The following is a 15,672-nucleotide window of genomic DNA, read 5'->3' on the forward strand; positions in this document are numbered from 1 at the left end:
GCGTCAGATGGTGACGGCGCCAGTGGCGGTTTCGAAGGTGACGGACATGATGCCAGGCGTACCGTGCGGAGCCATCCACTGGACGGCGACGTCCTCGAGCGGCTTCTCAACGGGTTCGCCCAGCCATTCGGTAACGCGTTCCGCCGAGCCTGCGATAGTGAGGCTGGACATCTTGACGTCACTCTCATAGACCTTGGACGGGTGCAGTGAGGGGTCGCCCTCCCACTTGAGCAGGTACGGCACCTGGGGATCGGCGATCAAGCCGAGAATGCCGATCTGCTGCCACACGAGTTCGCGGCCATCCGGGAACTTTCGGTTGCCCGGAACTGCGGAACGGCCAAGGCGGTTTTCGAAGGGGGCGAGGTCGTCAACGGCGACGCACCAGCCCATCCAACCGCCGCCGGCCGCCGAGCGTGCACGGACTGCCTGGCCAAAGGGTGCCTTGTCAGAAGCAGGGTGGTCCAGGACCTCCACGACTTCCAGGTATTTGTTATCCGCCAAGGGAATGATCATGTTCCGGGTACCGAAGCGCGGGTGCACTCCGCCCCGGACTGCGTCCACTCCCAGAGCTGCGGAAATTCGTTCGGTAGTGGCCAAAAGGCCATCTCGTTCACAAGCGTAAGAGACGTGATCCATGCGCATGGCTTCATCTTGGCACTTTGTGATCGGGGTCTCAGCTAAGGGAAGCCTAACTAACGTGGGACCTTATTGAGCGCYGGGCGGAGCCCTTCACGCCGGGTCGCGTGAAGACCGAAACATACTGCCTGCGTCACAAAGCTGTCCAAGTGCCCGAACGCTTCCTAGACTGGCCCCAGCCCACGCCTACAGCGATCAACGGCAAACCCGCGCGCCACTAAGAGGAGAATTCAATGTCCCAAGGATGGTCTTTCGAAACCCGCCAGATCCACGCAGGGCAGGAGCCTGACTCTGCTACAGGGGCGCGGTCGCTTCCGATCTACCAGACCACTTCCTTTGTGTTCCCCAGCGCAGAGAGCGCAGCCAACCGCTTTGCGCTGGCTGAACTCGCCCCGATCTACACGCGCATTGGCAACCCGACGCAGGATGCCGTGGAGCAGCGGATCGCCAGCCTTGAAGGCGGGCTGGGCGCATTGCTCCTCAGTTCAGGACAGGCCGCAGAAACCTTCGCCATCCTGAACATTGCCGAGGCCGGTGACCATGTCGTCGCCAGCCCCAGCCTCTACGGCGGCACCTACAACCTGCTGGCCCACACGCTGAAGAAGTTCGGTATCTCCGTGACGTTCGTGGAAGACCCGGACAACCTGGACCAGTGGCGCGACGCCGTGCAGCCCAACACCAAGCTGTTCTTTGGTGAGGTCGTCTCCAACCCGCGCCAGGACGTGCTGGACATCGAGGGTATCTCACGCGTCGCGCATGAGGCTGGTGTGCCACTGATCGTGGACAACACCCTCTCCACCCCCTACCTCATCCGTCCGATCGAATGGGGTGCCGATATTGTGGTGCATTCGGCTACCAAATATCTGGGCGGCCACGGTGCGGCGATCGCCGGCGTGATCGTGGACTCCGGAAACTTTGATTTCGGCAAGGACCCGGAGCGCTTCCCTGGATTCAATACTCCGGACCCCAGCTACAACGGACTCGTTTACGCCCGGGACCTTGGCAAGGACGGCGCACTCGGAGCCAACCTTTCCTACATTCTTAAGGCACGCGTGCAGTTGCTCCGCGATCTGGGTTCGGCGGTTTCCCCGTTCAACGCCTTCCTCATCGCCCAGGGCCTGGAAACCCTGAGCCTGCGCGTCGAGCGCCACGTCTCGAACGCCACCAAAGTGGCGGAATGGTTGGAAGCCCACGAGGACGTCGAATCGGTCGCCTTCGCGGGTCTGCCGTCCAGCCCTTGGTACGACCGTGGCCGTAAGTACGGGCCCAGGGGTACCGGTGCCGTGGTGGCATTCAACATCAAGGGTGGCATCGAGGCCGGCAAGAGATTCGTCGATGGCCTGGAGCTTCACTCCCATGTTGCCAACATCGGTGACGTCCGCTCGCTGGTTATCCACCCGGCGTCGACTACCCACAGCCAGCTCACGGTCGAGCAGCAACTGGTTGCGGGCGTGAATCCAGGCCTTGTCCGCCTGTACGTGGGAATCGAGCACGTGGACGACATCATCGCGGATCTGGAGGCCGGATTCAGGGCTGCCAAGGGCGCTTAGAGGAGCGGCCGCCCGCCGACGAAAATTCGCCGGGCGGCCCTTCACGGTGCGTGTTCCTGAACGAAGGGACCCCAAACCGTCACACAGCTGTCACATTCTTCGCCAAAACAGCGGTATTTTTCCTAGACTCTACGTATTAGGTCATGAGTGCCAGTGACAGCCCCGGCTTGCTGGCCGGCAACCCTCCTCCGCGGTGGGGTGCCCCGGGTGAAGACCTGGCCTGTCGCACGCAAGGCGGCAGGCAAGCGCGAGGTTAGGTGTCAAAGGAATGACCATTACTGCTACAGCACCCCCAAAACCGGGCAAAGAAGACGGGACGGTCAAGTACGCCGGCGTAGGTTCGCTGGAACTTGAAGCCGGCGGCTTTCTCCCGGATGTTGTGTTGGCCTACGAAACCTGGGGGCAGTTGAACGCGGATGCGTCCAATGCTGTCCTCGTTCAGCACGCACTGACGGGAAGCACCCACGTGGCCCGCGGCGCCACTGATGAGGAAGGCTGGTGGGAACAACTCGTTGGCCCCGGCGCGACGATCGACACCAACCGGTTCTTCGTTATTTCCATCAACATTGTGGGCGGCTGTTACGGCAGCACAGGCCCGTCGTCGGAGGCGCCGGACGGACGGCCTTGGGGATCCCGGTTCCCCCTGATCACTTTGCGCGACAGCACGGTGGCTGAAGCCCGTCTCGCGGATGCGTTGGGGATCAAGTCATGGCACGCCGTCCTTGGCGGTTCCATGGGTGGGGCGCGGGCACTTGAGTGGGCTGTGACCTTCCCTGAGCGTGTCCAGCGGTGCGCAGTTATTTCCGTCGGGGCCTACAGCACAGCCGAGCAAATCGCTTTCGCCCAGTCGCAGACACTCGCCATCCGCCAGGACCCGAACTTCAAGAACGGCGATTACTACGGTGGACCAACTCCTGAGGCGGGCCTTGCCCTGGCCCGCCGGATAGCCCACATCACGTACCGATCAGCACTGGAGCTTGATTTCCGCTTCGGGCGGGAAGCCCAGCACCAGGAGACGCCCCTGGCCGCCCCGGTCCTGGGGGAGCGCGGCCGCTACCAGGTGGAAAGCTACCTCGACCACCAAGGCACCAAGCTGGTGCGCCGGTTCGATGCGAACAGCTACATTGCCATCACCGAGGCACTCATGTCCCACGACATCACCCGGGGCCGGGGCACCTTGCGGGAAGCCTTGGCCGGCGCCACTGCTGAATTCTTTGTGGCTGCCGTCGACTCCGACCGCCTCTATTTCCCGGCCCAGTCATTGGAACTGGCACAAAACCTGCCAGGCAATGTGCCCGTCCACGTGATCGAGGCTCCCATCGGGCACGATGGCTTCCTCACCGAAATCGGGCAGCTGTCTGTCCAACTGCATCAGGCCTTCTTCGCCTAACGGCCAGGCTTTCTTCGCCTAGGCCAGCTCAGCCGTTCATGATGTCGCCGCGCTGCTTCATGTAGTCCTCCATGGCGATCTCGCCGTTGCTGAACTTGAGGTCCAGTTCGGCCAGTTTGCGCGCGCGGAAGCCTTGCTGCTCAGAGCCGCTGTGGCTGGGGAACGTAGATGAAGAAGCGTTCGACGGGGGTCCTGCCGGCGGCGGTGCATCGGCAGGGCGGACGTGGATTGGCTCGCCCGGATAGCCCGGGTAGTTCTGGGTGGGATATCCCTGTGCCGGATAATTCTGGGGTGGGTAGCTCTGCGGGGGATAGCCGGGGCCAGGGTAGTTCTGGGGCGGGTAGTTCTGGGCAGGGTAGTTCTGGCCGGGGAAGTTGCGGTCTTGGAAATTACGGTCCTGGAGCCGCCGCGCCCGGGACCTGTTGTAAAGGCGGATCCCCATGGGAATCAGCCACGAGCAGACGATGATCCAGAAGATCAGATTGTTCACGGTGCAGGCCTCCTAGGTCTTAACCCAGCTTAGTCCCGCACTTTCACACCAGCTTTGCCTTCATGCCCAGGAACCTTCCGTAGCGTTCCGCCTCGGCCTCCAACGCTTGTTGTTCCGCTGTTGTGAAGGGTCGGTTTACTCTGACGTCGAGTTCGCAGATCCCACCGGAGAAGCCGTGGCGCCACCATCCGGACAGCCTGCCCTCCAGCAACACGACGTGAATGGGAGCATCGCCCTCCGGGAAATAAGGCGCCCTTCCGCCGAGGTAGTGCCTCGATTGGGAATAGCCCATCACGTACTCGTCGTAGCACTGGATGAGATCGACCCGGGGGAGCGGCGGCCCAGCGGCAGCTGGCGGAGTCGCTGAAATGGGTTCGACGTCTTCTGCTGGCAAGCAGAAGTCCAGGCCGTCAATCGCCACAGTTGCCAAGGCGCCCGGAAGGGACTCTTCAGCTACCTGCAAGCCAAGCCGTACATCCTTCATGGTCAGTCCGGACCAGACGGCACAGTCCTTGATGGTGGCAGGCCCCCGGCTGGTGAAGTATCGCAGCGCCAGCTGACCCAAAGCCCATTCGCGGTCGTCCCCAATCAAGGGCACGTTGCCCGTGGCGGACACACGTTCCTGGAACAAGGCGTATGTCTGTTTCAGTGCACCTCCTGCAGAACGGACCGGCGCACCGCTCACCAGGATTTTGCTGATCTCTGCGTGCATGAGGTGGTAAACGAGGCCAAGTCCTTTCCCGGGGAAACCCGCCTGTTCCAGTACCGCGGCTAATTCTTCGCGGGTTTTGTGGGCTCCACCGGCCAAGGCTTCGGCAAGGATGTCTCCGCTCCTGGCAGCGGCATGCTCATCAACTCCCGTCTGCCTGTACATGCCCTTGTTGCCTTGATGAAGGCGATCCGCAGACAACCCCATCAACCAGCCGAGGTCCTCACGATGCACAAAATGCCACGTTGGCCGCAGGATATGCGTCCGGAGGATCCTGCCGTCAGCCACCGCCTGCTCCACCTCGTCGGCGGTGGTGCCGGTCGTTCGCTGGGCGAGGCTCCACCTTGCATAGGGAAATTCCTGCGACTGCACGGCAAGGAGGTTTCGCAGCACGTTATCAATGCTTTCACCGTAGGGAGCCCGCAACTGTTGTCGCCGAAGCCTGAAATCCACAACATTTTCTGGCGTCAGTGAAATGTCAGCGTGCATCGCGGAGCTCTTTCCGGGCGTCAGTCCTGCAAGCGATCCGCACGTTAGCCTCGCGGCAGCATGGTGCCGTTGGGACCGAAGACCGGTCCCGCCGTCGGGCGCTTTGGGGTAATGCCGTCGCCGGAGGACCGATGACGCAACCTTCGGATAACCCAGGGAACAAAGTACTCACGGGCCCACACCAGATCCGAGGAACGGGCCTCACGCCAGGTGCGAACCGGCAGGGGCTTCGGCACCAGGGGTTCGAGTGTGTGCTGGACATTCAGGGCTTCCAGCACCATCATCGCGATCGTGTGGTGTCCCAGCGGTGAGAAGTGCAGGCGGTCTTCGTCCCACATCCGGGGATCGGCCAACTGCCTTAGGGACCACATATCGGCGATGATGGCGTCGTGCCGTGCAGCCACCGTCCTGAGGTTTTCGTTGTAGATGGCCACCTTGCCTCGGATGCGGCCCAAGACGGAGGATGCGGTGTCCGGTCCGTTGAACAACACCACGGTGGCACCACTGGAGGCCAGTTCCTGAACGGCAGCATCCAGCTTCTCCGCCAAAAGGTCCGGGTCGCCGCCGGGCCGGATGAGGTCATTGCCGCCGGCCGAAATAGAGACGAGGTCCGGCTGGAGTTCCAAGCAAGGACCAACTTGTTCATCCACGATCTGCTGCAGTAACCGCCCACGGATGGCAAGGTTGGCGTAGGCAAAATCTTCGTGGCCGCGGCCCAGTTCTTCCGCTACACGGTCAGCCCACCCGCGGAAGCCGCCGGGATTCTGCGGCTCGGGATCGCCGATGCCTTCCGTGAACGAATCCCCCAGTGCCACGTAACGGCTCCAAGGGTGAGTTTGGACCGGGTCGCCCGGCTTCACCAATGAATTGACGTCACTCACGCTTTCCATCCTGCCTTGAACCTGCAAACCTACGCCACCGTAGGTTGTTACCCATCGGTAACTGCAAGAATAGATCCATGACTGAAGCCGTTGCATTCCCCGCGCCCGTTGTCCTGTGGTCCCATGACGAAGCCGAGCGGGAGGGCAAACCGCTTCTGCTGCTGTTGCACGGCTACGGCTCCAATGAGGACGATCTCTTCAGCCTCGCCGGCCTGCTTCCCGAGGGATTTGTGGTGGCTTCCTTGCGGGCGCCAATGCCCATGGGCCCCGGCTTCACGTGGTTCCCGCTCACCGCATCAATTGAGTACTCCCTGGAAGCAGTAAAGCTTGCCGCTGAGTATGCCCTTGAATGGTTGGACACGGTCAAAGCGAACCATTCTTCAGTGACACTGCTTGGCTTCTCCATGGGCATGGCCATGGCGACCACCATGCTCCGCTACCGTCCCGCGGACTTCGCTGCCGTCGTCGGGCTTTCAGGTTTTGTGGTGGACGCTGGCGATGACGCCGCTTTCCGCGATGCTGAACTGGACGACACCTTGCCGATGTTCTGGGGCCGCGACCAGCAGGACCCCGTTATTACTCCGGACAAGATCGAATACACCATGGGATGGGTGCGCAATCATGTGGACCTCACCAAGGTGCTCTACACAGGCATGTGGCATGGCATCAACCAGCAGGAGATCGGCCACGTGGGCGAATTCCTGACCCACAAAGTGCTGTCCACCACGTAGAAAAGCAACGCGGGGTCACTTGTGGCCCCTTGGAAGCCTCACCATGGGCCAAAAGTGACCCCGCGTTGCTTCAGGCGCTGGTGATCCGGACGGTCTGGCCGTTGACGGTAACGGTATCTCCGGCGTGGAGTTGGCGGCCGCGGCGGTCGTCGATTTCGTCGTTGACCTTGACCAAGCCGTTCTTGATGAGCTCCGTAGCTTCAACGCCGTCCTCCACGAGATTGGCGAGCTTCAGCAGCTGCCCGAGGCGGATCATGTCGTCGCGGATGGGGATCTCTTCGATTTCGGGGTTGCTCATACAGCAATGATGCCTGAAGTAGTGTGGGGTCAGTGCCGCAGCCTTCTCTCCGTTCAACCCTTCCGCTCGCCATTGGCCTCCCTGTTGCAGTAGCAACTGGCCTGGTCATTCCGCTTCAAGGAAGGATCAACGGGGCGCTCGGGGCCCGGTTGAATGATGGCATCGCCGCCGCCGTGGTGAGCTTCACCACAGGACTCGTGCTCATCGCTGCCATTTCCGTTGCCACGCCCAAAGGCAGGGCAGGTCTTCGGCGCATCGTCCCGGCAGTCCGCAACCGGAGCTTTCCCCGCTTCTACGTCATGGCCGGCGGGATCGGCGCTCTCTTCGTCTTCGCCCAGTCCTTCACCATTGGCCTGTTGGGTGTGGCCCTGTTCACCGTTGCTGCGGTTACGGGACAGACCCTCAGCGGACTCCTCGTGGACCGCATGGGCATCGGTCCCGGCGGCAAACGGTCCATTACGGGAGTGCGGATCCTGGGCAGTGTGCTGACGGTTGCCGCAGTTGCTTGGGCTGTTTCCCCTCGCTTCGGGGGCAATACCGATATCGCCTCCCTGTTGCTGCCCGTCCTGCTGCCTCTGGCGGCAGGGTTTCTCATGAGTTTCCAGCAGGCCATGAACGGAACCGCCACCGTTCACTACGGGACGCCTGTGGCCGCCACGCTGGTCAACTTCATCGCCGGTGCCGTCATCCTTTGGATCGCTTGGCTCATCAAACTTTCCGTGGCGGGCGCGGGCAACCCACTTCCGGGTGAATGGTGGTTCTATCTGGGCGGCCCCATGGGCTGCCTTTTCATTGGGCTTGCAGCGCTTTTGGTCCGAAGCCTTGGCGTGCTGGTCACCGGTCTTGGCATGATTGCCGGCCAGCTGGTCGGTTCCTTAGTGCTCGACGTCGTGATCCCCAGTCCCGGTGCGGTGGTCGCCTTGCCCACGGTGTTGGGTACGGTGCTGACGCTCGCGGCGATCATCGTAGCCACGTTGCCCTGGCCCCGGGGAGCATTCGTACGAAAGGTCCCGGCTAAAGGCCGGTAGGCTAGGACACGCAGCTTTCTGCACAGTTATTATCCGCACCAATTCCCCAGCCCACCCCGCCGGACAACCTCGTCCGGAATCCGGGGCAACCACCGCGGACCGCACCCAGCGGCCCTGTAGAACAAATGGAGTACCCATGGCAGCAAAATCCGTCCTTGACCAGGTCATTTCCCTCTCCAAGCGGAGGGGCTTTGTCTTCCAGGCCGGTGAAATCTATGGTGGCTCCCGTTCGGCGTGGGATTACGGACCCCTTGGTGCGGAACTGAAGGAAAACATCAAGCGCCAGTGGTGGCAGAGCATGGTCCGCGGCCGCGAAGACGTCGTTGGCCTGGACTCCTCAGTCATCCTTCCCCGCCAGGTTTGGGAAGCCTCCGGCCACGTGGAGGTCTTCTCGGACCCCCTGGTGGAATGCCTGTCCTGCCATAAGCGCTACCGTGCTGACCACCTCGAGGAAGAGTACGAGGAAAAGAAGGGCCGTCCGGCCGAGAACGGCCTGAAGGACATTGCCTGCGCCAACTGTGGCACCCGTGGCCAGTGGACCGAACCGCAGGAATTCTCCGGCCTCCTGAAGACCTTCCTTGGCCCGGTGGCCAACGATGAAGGCATGCACTACCTGCGCCCGGAAACTGCCCAGGGCATCTTCGTGAACTTCAACAACGTCCTCACCACGTCCCGGAAGAAGCCGCCGTTCGGCATTGGCCAGATCGGCAAGTCCTTCCGCAACGAAATCACTCCGGGCAACTTCATCTTCCGTACCCGTGAGTTCGAACAGATGGAGATGGAATTCTTCGTCGAGCCCGGCACGGATGAGGAATGGCACCAGTACTGGATGAAGGAGCGCATGTCCTGGTACACCAGCCTGGGCATCCGTGAAGAAAACCTCCGGTTCTTCGAGCACCCGATTGAGAAGCTGAGCCACTACTCCAAGGGCACCACGGACATCGAGTACCGCTTTGGTTTCCAAGGCTCCGAGTGGGGCGAGCTCGAGGGCATCGCGAACCGTACGGATTTCGACCTCTCCACACACGCCGAGGCTTCCGGTACGGACCTGAGCTACTTCAACCAGGCCACCAACGAGCGCTACACCCCGTACGTGATCGAGCCCGCCGCCGGTTTGACCCGCTCGTTCATGGCCTTCCTGATTGACGCCTACACCGAGGACGAGGCACCCAACGCCAAGGGCGGCGTCGACGTCCGTACCGTCCTGAAGCTGGATCCGCGGCTTGCCCCGGTCAAGGCAGCTGTCCTGCCGCTGAGCCGCAACGAGGACCTGTCCCCGAAGGCCAAGGCGCTGGGCACCCAGTTGCGCAAGAACTGGAACATCGACTTCGACGACGCCGGCGCCATCGGCCGCCGTTACCGTCGCCAGGACGAGATCGGTACTCCGTTCTGCATCACCGTGGACTTCGATACCCTCGAAGACCAGGCCGTGACCATCCGTGAGCGCGACACCATGAGCCAGGAACGCGTGTCGCTGGACAAGGTTGAGGCCTACCTGGCAGCACGACTGATCGGCGCCTGACCGTGGCTTTGGAATACCGCGAATGGAAGGAGGGCGACGACCTCGCCCTCCTGGAAATTTGGGGCGGCCCGGAGACCCTCCCAGCAGAACAGTTTCGTGCTGCATTGGCGCCTTCGAGCAACCAGCCCTGGCGCCGCTGCATCGTTGCCGAGGACGTCGTTGACGGCGTTCGCATCCCCGTTGCTGCCGGCGTAGTTCACGAAGCTTCGCTGCACCCGGAACGTCTCTGGGCCTACATCGAGGTTGCCAAGGACCATCGCCGGAACGGCGTTGGGGCCACCCTGCTGACCATGCTGCGCCGCGAAGCCGGGAACTCGCCGTCGGGCGTTTCCAAGCTCCGCAGCAAAGTGGAGCCTGGCACGCCGGGCGCCGCTTTCGCAGACGCGGCCGGTCTTGGACCCATCCAGCGCTCCCAATTGGTAGTGGTGGAGCCTGAGCCCCTGAAGCTGCCGCGGTTCGGCGACGGTTCCGAGGAAGCTGCGTCTGAGCGCGTGGAGGATCTCGCCACCGGATCCGTGGAACTCAGCGAAGTGGTGGGCAGCTACTACTCGGCCGTCCATCACTGGGACAGCCCGGGTGAGCTCAGCATTGCCACGGTGCAGCGGCTCTTCCTGCACGATCTCACCGGGGCGCATGGGGCCATCGTGCTGCGTGCACCGAAGGCCAGCGCCTTTGGTGGGGGAGTGCCGGCCAGCCGAAAAGGCAAGATCCAGGCCTTTGCGATCAGCTATGCCCAAGGCAACTCCGAGGAACCTTCGGATGTCTTCCTGGGTCACGATCCAAAGCTGTCCGTCGACGACGCAGAGGCCGCCGTTCGGGACCTCCTGGCGCTCATTGCCTACCAGCACCCCGTGCTGTTGGAAGTGGACGAATCGATGACGGCCCTGCGCGGTGTCCTGGCTCCCTTGCTGGAGTCGGGCAAGGCCCACGTTCGTGGTGCTGACACACTGATCGTGAGCGACTGACCACGTATTTCGCACGTCCGGATCCCGCTTTGCCCATCGCCGATGGGCAGGGCGGGATCCTGGCTTTAAGCTCAGCCCGCATTCATGGTGGAAAAGCCTTGACGCGGCCATGGCGCAGGAGTAGGAAGGCGACGTAAGCCACGCGCCGGCACACTCGGAGGGAAGCGGCGTCTGTGGACCAGCTCCGGTCTCCTCTGAATCGGCGGTAACAACAAATGAACGGTACGGCCTTGGACGGGCTGCGGGATCAGCTGCGTGGACAGCTCATCACTCCTGAAGACCCTGAATATGATTCGGCACGGGCAGTCTTTAACGCCATGGTCGACAAACGTCCGGCGGGAATCGTCCGGGTGGCCCAAGTGGCGGATGTGATCGCGGGGGTGAACTTCGCACGGGAGAATTCCATACCCCTCGCCATCCGGGGTGGCGGACACAGTGCCCCTGGATTTGGAACAGCGGATGACGCCCTGGTGCTGGACTTCGTCAACCGAACAGGGGTCCGGGTGGATCCAGAAACCGCCACTGCGCGGGCCGAAGGTGGAACCACGTGGGCTGACTTCAACCACGCAACCCATGCCTTCGGACTGGCGACCACTGGCGGGATCGTCGGTTCCACGGGAGTGGCCGGCCTGACCTTGGGCGGCGGGATTGGCTACCTCGCCCGCAAGTACGGCCTCTCCTGCGACAACCTCATTTCCGCCGATGTGGTCACGGCGGATGGAAAGTTCCTGGTGGCCAGCGAAGACCAAAACGAGGACCTGTTCTGGGCGCTCCGGGGTGGTGGCGGCAACTTTGGCGTGGTGACCTCCTTCGAGTTCAAACTCCATCCCGTTGATATGGTTCATGCCGGAGTCATTCTCTACAGTGCCGAGCATACGGACACTGTTGCCCGCTTCTACCGCGATTACATTGCGAATGCGCCGGAAGAGTTTGGCGCCTTTCTGGGCTTCCACCAAGGCCCGCCAGTCCCGTTCCTTCCCGAAGAGTGGCACGGCAAGCCTGTCTGTGTGGTGGTGGGGATGTGGACAGGGGACATGGGAGAAGGCGAAGCACGGTGGCAGCCCTTCCTGGACGCCGCTCCTGTTGCCGGCTCGCTGGTAGCTCCTATGCCTTATCCAGCCCTGAACGTGGCTTTCGACGCCCTGAACCAGAAAGGAATGCAGGGCTACTGGAAAGCGAACTTCCTTCCCGAGCTCAGTGATGGCGCCATCCAAGCTCACGCTGAACACGGCGCGACGGTCACCAGCGTCAATACGTCCGTCCACGTTTACCCGATCGACGGCGCCGTCTCACGCGTTGGCGTCCACGACACAGCTTTTGCGCACCGGGACATGAAGTTCGCGCCGGTCATTGCCGCGCAATGGATGGAACCTACGGATAACGAAGCCAACATCGCCTGGGCGCGAGGCTATGCGGCGGCCCTTGCACCGCACTCGGCGCTGGGCGGGTACATCAACTTCATGGACACTGAAGACCAGAACAGGATCACTGACAACTATGGCCCCAACTGGGATCGTCTGGTGGAGGTCAAGAGCAAGTACGATCCCGGCAACCTTTTCCATGTGAACCAGAACATCAAACCCGCCTGAGGGAAGGGTTTGCATGTTGCCCGGCTAGGCTTGAAGCCATGAGGTTTTGCAGCTGATGGGTCACGGACACTCCCACGGTCACGGTCATTCTGAAAGTTCCGAGCCAACCCCACAGGCGATTGCGTCCCGGAAGCGCGCCAACTGGCTCCTTGCTGCGGTGCTGGTTCCACTTGGAGTGCTCACTGTCATCGCCATGATGGTCATGTGGCCCTCGGGCAGCCGGGACGGAATCTCCTTCGCGAGTCCCTACCAGGCTGCCCCGGGGGTGACGTTTGATACCGGAAAGATCCAGAGCGTGGTGCAGGAAAGTTGCACCCAAACCGGACAATCCACGCAAGGACAGACGGACACTGGCCAGACTGACACCGGCCAAACAGGCCAGTCCGGTGGTTCAGATTGCACTTTTGCCTTCACCCAGCCGGACAAGGGCGGGGAAGCCGTCAAAGTAGTGATCAACCCCGACGTCGCCAAATCCCACGGGGTGGATGTGGGGGACTCGATCCGCTATCTGAATCTCTCAGGTGTCCAGGGCGCATCTCAAGGCAACGGCTCGCCGTCGTACGTTTTTGTGGACTTCGTGCGGACCCTGCCCATTGCCCTGCTGGCCGTGCTCTATGCGGTGGTAGTGATCGCTGTGGCGCGCTGGCGCGGCTTCCGGGCGCTCCTTGGTTTGGTTGGCGCTTATGCCGTGCTGGTCGGCTTCATCCTGCCGGGACTTGTGGAGGGGAAGCCGCCCCTCATGCTGGCTTTGGTGGGCTCCACGGTGATCATGATCGGGGTCCTGTACTTCGCCCACGGATTCTCGGCGAGGACGTCCACGGCACTGCTCGGAACCATCTTCGGGTTGGGCATTACAGCGCTCTTGGCGGCGTGGGCCACCGATGCTGCCAACCTTGCAGGCGTCGGTGACCATAACGCTGCCACGCTGATAAATATGTCGGACAAGATTTCAATCTCCGGCATCATCTTGTGCGGCCTGATCATCTCAGGCCTCGGCGTCCTCAACGACGTCACCATTACCCAATCCGCTGCCGTGTGGGAACTTTACGAACTGGCCCCGAACACCAGTGCCCGGAAGCTGTTCTCCTCTGCGATGCGGATTGGCCGGGACCACATCGCCTCCACCGTTTACACCATTGCCTTCGCTTACGCTGGTGCCGCCCTTCCCATCCTCATCATCGTGATGCTTTACGACCGCCCACTTGCCGAGGCCCTGACCACTGCGGAGTTGTCCGAGGAAGTCATCCGGACGCTGGTCGGCTCCATCGGGCTCGTGCTCGCCATCCCGGTTACCACGCTGATTGCCGTCCTGGTGGTCAAGGCCACGGGCGTGAAGCGTGCCATCCCGGCGCCGGCTCTGTTCGTGAATCCGGACGATGTGGACGATACCGGTACGCTCGCTGCTGCGGCCGCCGTCGTGGGTTCTGGCCGAGGTGAAACGCTCGACGGCGGCCGGTCTTCCCGCGCGGTCGGCAAGCCTGCCCGCCCGGGGAGTCGCCGTGCCCAGCGTGAGGCGGAGCGCCGCGGCGACGATGATGGTGCGCGCAACTCCATGTGACGGCGGGGCCATGACATTTGTCATCTTGGACCGGTGACACCCTCCACGGGTCCACGGGGGCAATCCCGGCTTGAATGGATGGTGGAACAAGACCGCCAATCAGGGAGAACCATGGGAATCACGGGAGTGCCGGCAGTCCACGCCGTCGGACTGCACAAGAGCTTCGGGGAGGTCCGTGCCGTTCGTGGCTTGGATCTGACCGTGCACCAAGGCGAAGTTGTGGCCTTCCTTGGGCCCAATGGTGCAGGCAAGACCACCACCATTGACATGATCCTAGGTCTTAGCACCCCCGACCAAGGTGAGGTTTCGATTTTCGGCCACTCGCCCCGCGGCGCCATCGCCCGAGGACAAGTGGCCGCCGTCATGCAGACCGGCGGATTGCTTCGGGATATCACTGTCCGCGAAACCGTTCAGCTAACGGCCGCAATGTTTGACTCCTCGCGGCCAGTGGAGGAGGCGCTGACCCGTGCCGGCATCCTGGATATCGCCAACCGACGGGTGGAGAAATGCTCGGGCGGCCAGCAGCAGCGCCTCCGCTTTGCGATGGCGCTGGTGTCGGATCCCGGACTGCTGATCCTGGACGAACCGACCACCGGCATGGACGTAGCTGGCCGCCGCGATTTCTGGGCCGCCATCAGGGCGGACGCCTCGCGCGGCCGGACAGTAATTTTCGCCACCCACTACCTTGAGGAAGCGGACGCTTACGCGGATCGGATCGTCTTGGTCCGTCAGGGCACGGTAGTTGCCGATGGCACGGCGGCCCAGATCAAGAACCTTGCCTCCGGCCGCACTGTCAAGGCTTCCTTGCCAGCCGCTGACCGGCATCTTCTGGCGGGACTCCCACCAGCGGACACCGTTGACTACGACGGCGGAAGGCTCGCCGTACGCACGGGGGACTCGGACGCGGTGGTCCGCTACCTGCTGAACAGCACTGCAGCACACGATCTGGAAGTCGTGGCGAACAACCTTGAGGAGGCCTTCGTGGCGCTCACAGGGGATGGAGCAGAATCAGAAACCACCGAACCCGCACTCGAAGGAGACCGGGCATGAGTACGGCAACAGCAATGCAGGACCGCAAGCCCTCCGCGGGCGGTATCAACCGGACGTTCCTGTGGATCGAGATCAAGCGGATGCTCCGCAACCGCAGGACAGTCATCTTCACAGTCGTCATGCCCGCGATCTTCTTCTTCATCTTCGGCCTGTCCAACAAGAACCAGCAGTTGCCCAACGGCCACAGCTATGGTCAGTACATCCTGATCAGTCTGACGGTGTACGCAGCCATGACCGCGGCCACCGGAGCCGGCAGCCAGGTGGCGGTGGAACGTGCGCAAGGGTGGAGCAGGCAGCTCCGGCTTACTCCTCTGCTTCCCGGTGCCTATATTGCTGTCAAGGCTGCGGCAGCCCTGACGTTGTCGCTCGTCGCTGTGATCGCCCAATTCGTCATCGGCGCTTTGGCCGGGGTCACCATGGACCTCCAGACATGGGTGACAGCTGGATTGGTTGCCTGGCTGGGTTCGTTGGTTTTCGCAGCGCTGGGCTTGTTCGTGGGGTATCTCATGCCAAGCCAGAATGTAATGCAGATCCTTGGCCCGGCACTGGCTATCCTGGCCATGCTTGGCGGGCTCTTTATGCCGATCGAGATCATGGGCGAGACCTTTGGTGCCATCGCCAAGTTCACCCCGGCATATGGGATCGGGCAGTTGGCTCGGAGCCCCATCACTGGCGACTTCGATGCAATGTGGATCGTAAATGTGGTCATCTGGCTCGCGATCTTCGTTGGCGGAGCCGCGCTCGCATTTCGTCGCGACACCAAGCGCGTCTGATCCTGTCCACGTT

Annotated in this window: 15 protein-coding genes and 1 riboswitch; of the genes, 10 read left to right on the forward strand and 5 right to left on the reverse strand. The window is 62.2% G+C overall.

Translation table 11 applies throughout. The features are described from left to right. Positions 1-3 precede the first annotated feature (3 nt). Positions 4-642: a VOC family protein gene (locus tag AB4Y87_RS21035; RefSeq protein ID WP_442006206.1), complete on the reverse strand. Its 639-nt coding sequence runs from the start codon at positions 640-642 to the stop codon at positions 4-6. 227 nt (positions 643-869) lie between these two features. Between AB4Y87_RS21035 and AB4Y87_RS21040 the strand changes: the two genes are divergently transcribed. Both AB4Y87_RS21040 and metX read left to right on the forward strand, forming a co-directional pair. Beyond that, entirely contained in the window at positions 870-2,186 is a 1,317-nt protein-coding gene (locus AB4Y87_RS21040; protein ID WP_442006207.1) for a bifunctional o-acetylhomoserine/o-acetylserine sulfhydrylase, read from the forward strand. A gap of 139 nt (positions 2,187-2,325) precedes the next feature. Further along, positions 2,326-2,440: riboswitch (SAM riboswitch) on the forward strand. 14 nt (positions 2,441-2,454) lie between these two features. Further along, complete coding sequence (gene metX / locus AB4Y87_RS21045; protein ID WP_442006208.1) at positions 2,455-3,576, forward strand: homoserine O-acetyltransferase MetX; 1,122 nt, start codon at positions 2,455-2,457, stop codon at positions 3,574-3,576. Between the two features lie 28 nt (positions 3,577-3,604). Here metX and AB4Y87_RS21050 read toward each other — a convergent pair whose 3' ends face one another. Genes AB4Y87_RS21050 through AB4Y87_RS21060 form a run of 3 tightly spaced genes read right to left on the reverse strand, consistent with a single transcriptional unit; the run spans position 3,605 to position 6,154 of the window. Beyond that, positions 3,605-4,066, reverse strand: coding sequence for a hypothetical protein (locus AB4Y87_RS21050; protein ID WP_442006209.1), 462 nt, complete (start codon positions 4,064-4,066; stop codon positions 3,605-3,607). Positions 4,067-4,109: 43 nt separating this feature from the next. After that, the gene (locus AB4Y87_RS21055) at positions 4,110-5,264 is read right to left on the reverse strand and encodes a winged helix DNA-binding domain-containing protein (protein ID WP_442006210.1); all 1,155 of its coding nucleotides are present in this window, start codon (positions 5,262-5,264) and stop codon (positions 4,110-4,112) included. 44 nt (positions 5,265-5,308) lie between these two features. Further along, complete coding sequence (locus AB4Y87_RS21060; RefSeq protein WP_442006211.1) at positions 5,309-6,154, reverse strand: SGNH/GDSL hydrolase family protein; 846 nt, start codon at positions 6,152-6,154, stop codon at positions 5,309-5,311. A gap of 68 nt (positions 6,155-6,222) precedes the next feature. On the opposite strand from AB4Y87_RS21060, the gene AB4Y87_RS21065 reads away from it, so the two are divergent. Then, complete coding sequence (locus tag AB4Y87_RS21065; protein WP_442006212.1) at positions 6,223-6,876, forward strand: alpha/beta hydrolase; 654 nt, start codon at positions 6,223-6,225, stop codon at positions 6,874-6,876. Between the two features lie 70 nt (positions 6,877-6,946). Here AB4Y87_RS21065 and AB4Y87_RS21070 read toward each other — a convergent pair whose 3' ends face one another. Beyond that, on the reverse strand, positions 6,947-7,174 hold the full coding sequence (locus AB4Y87_RS21070) for an RNA-binding S4 domain-containing protein (RefSeq protein ID WP_442006213.1): 228 nt from the start codon (positions 7,172-7,174) through the stop codon (positions 6,947-6,949). Positions 7,175-7,197: 23 nt separating this feature from the next. On the opposite strand from AB4Y87_RS21070, the gene AB4Y87_RS21075 reads away from it, so the two are divergent. From AB4Y87_RS21075 to AB4Y87_RS21105, 7 genes are all read left to right on the forward strand, one after another. Next, positions 7,198-8,202 carry a DMT family transporter gene (locus AB4Y87_RS21075; protein WP_442006214.1) on the forward strand — a complete coding sequence of 335 codons (1,005 nt, stop codon included), beginning with the start codon at positions 7,198-7,200 and terminating at the stop codon, positions 8,200-8,202. A gap of 136 nt (positions 8,203-8,338) precedes the next feature. After that, positions 8,339-9,724, forward strand: coding sequence for a glycine--tRNA ligase (locus AB4Y87_RS21080; protein ID WP_442006215.1), 1,386 nt, complete (start codon positions 8,339-8,341; stop codon positions 9,722-9,724). Positions 9,725-9,726: 2 nt separating this feature from the next. Beyond that, positions 9,727-10,689: a GNAT family N-acetyltransferase gene (locus AB4Y87_RS21085; protein WP_442006216.1), complete on the forward strand. Its 963-nt coding sequence runs from the start codon at positions 9,727-9,729 to the stop codon at positions 10,687-10,689. Between the two features lie 215 nt (positions 10,690-10,904). After that, positions 10,905-12,278, forward strand: a complete 1,374-nt coding sequence (locus tag AB4Y87_RS21090; RefSeq protein WP_442006217.1) for an FAD-binding oxidoreductase — start codon at positions 10,905-10,907, stop codon at positions 12,276-12,278. 55 nt (positions 12,279-12,333) lie between these two features. Beyond that, positions 12,334-13,836 carry a YibE/F family protein gene (locus AB4Y87_RS21095; RefSeq protein WP_442006218.1) on the forward strand — a complete coding sequence of 501 codons (1,503 nt, stop codon included), beginning with the start codon at positions 12,334-12,336 and terminating at the stop codon, positions 13,834-13,836. Between the two features lie 111 nt (positions 13,837-13,947). Further along, complete coding sequence (locus AB4Y87_RS21100) at positions 13,948-14,886, forward strand: ABC transporter ATP-binding protein (protein WP_442006219.1); 939 nt, start codon at positions 13,948-13,950, stop codon at positions 14,884-14,886. Then, on the forward strand, positions 14,883-15,659 hold the full coding sequence (locus tag AB4Y87_RS21105; RefSeq protein ID WP_442006220.1) for an ABC transporter permease: 777 nt from the start codon (positions 14,883-14,885) through the stop codon (positions 15,657-15,659). Before AB4Y87_RS21100 ends, AB4Y87_RS21105 begins: the two co-directional genes overlap by 4 nt. Positions 15,660-15,672 lie beyond the last annotated feature (13 nt).

The organism is Paenarthrobacter sp. RAF54_2, assembly GCF_052113945.1.
Classification (GTDB): Bacteria; Actinomycetota; Actinomycetes; order Actinomycetales; family Micrococcaceae; genus Arthrobacter.

Excerpts from the sequence above, each read along its gene's own strand:
- AB4Y87_RS21090 (WP_442006217.1), top strand. The coding sequence starts at position 10,905 with ATGAACGGTACGGCCTTGGACGGGCTGCGGGATCAGCTGCGTGGACAG.
- AB4Y87_RS21055 (WP_442006210.1), bottom strand. The coding sequence starts at position 5,264 with ATGCACGCTGACATTTCACTGACGCCAGAAAATGTTGTGGATTTCAGG.
- metX (WP_442006208.1), top strand. The coding sequence starts at position 2,455 with ATGACCATTACTGCTACAGCACCCCCAAAACCGGGCAAAGAAGACGGG.
- AB4Y87_RS21100 (WP_442006219.1), top strand. The coding sequence starts at position 13,948 with ATGGGAATCACGGGAGTGCCGGCAGTCCACGCCGTCGGACTGCACAAG.
- AB4Y87_RS21040 (WP_442006207.1), top strand. The coding sequence starts at position 870 with ATGTCCCAAGGATGGTCTTTCGAAACCCGCCAGATCCACGCAGGGCAG.
- AB4Y87_RS21070 (WP_442006213.1), bottom strand. The coding sequence starts at position 7,174 with ATGAGCAACCCCGAAATCGAAGAGATCCCCATCCGCGACGACATGATC.
- AB4Y87_RS21065 (WP_442006212.1), top strand. The coding sequence starts at position 6,223 with ATGACTGAAGCCGTTGCATTCCCCGCGCCCGTTGTCCTGTGGTCCCAT.
- AB4Y87_RS21095 (WP_442006218.1), top strand. The coding sequence starts at position 12,334 with ATGGGTCACGGACACTCCCACGGTCACGGTCATTCTGAAAGTTCCGAG.
- AB4Y87_RS21105 (WP_442006220.1), top strand. The coding sequence starts at position 14,883 with ATGAGTACGGCAACAGCAATGCAGGACCGCAAGCCCTCCGCGGGCGGT.
- AB4Y87_RS21060 (WP_442006211.1), bottom strand. The coding sequence starts at position 6,154 with ATGGAAAGCGTGAGTGACGTCAATTCATTGGTGAAGCCGGGCGACCCG.
- AB4Y87_RS21035 (WP_442006206.1), bottom strand. The coding sequence starts at position 642 with ATGCGCATGGATCACGTCTCTTACGCTTGTGAACGAGATGGCCTTTTG.
- AB4Y87_RS21080 (WP_442006215.1), top strand. The coding sequence starts at position 8,339 with ATGGCAGCAAAATCCGTCCTTGACCAGGTCATTTCCCTCTCCAAGCGG.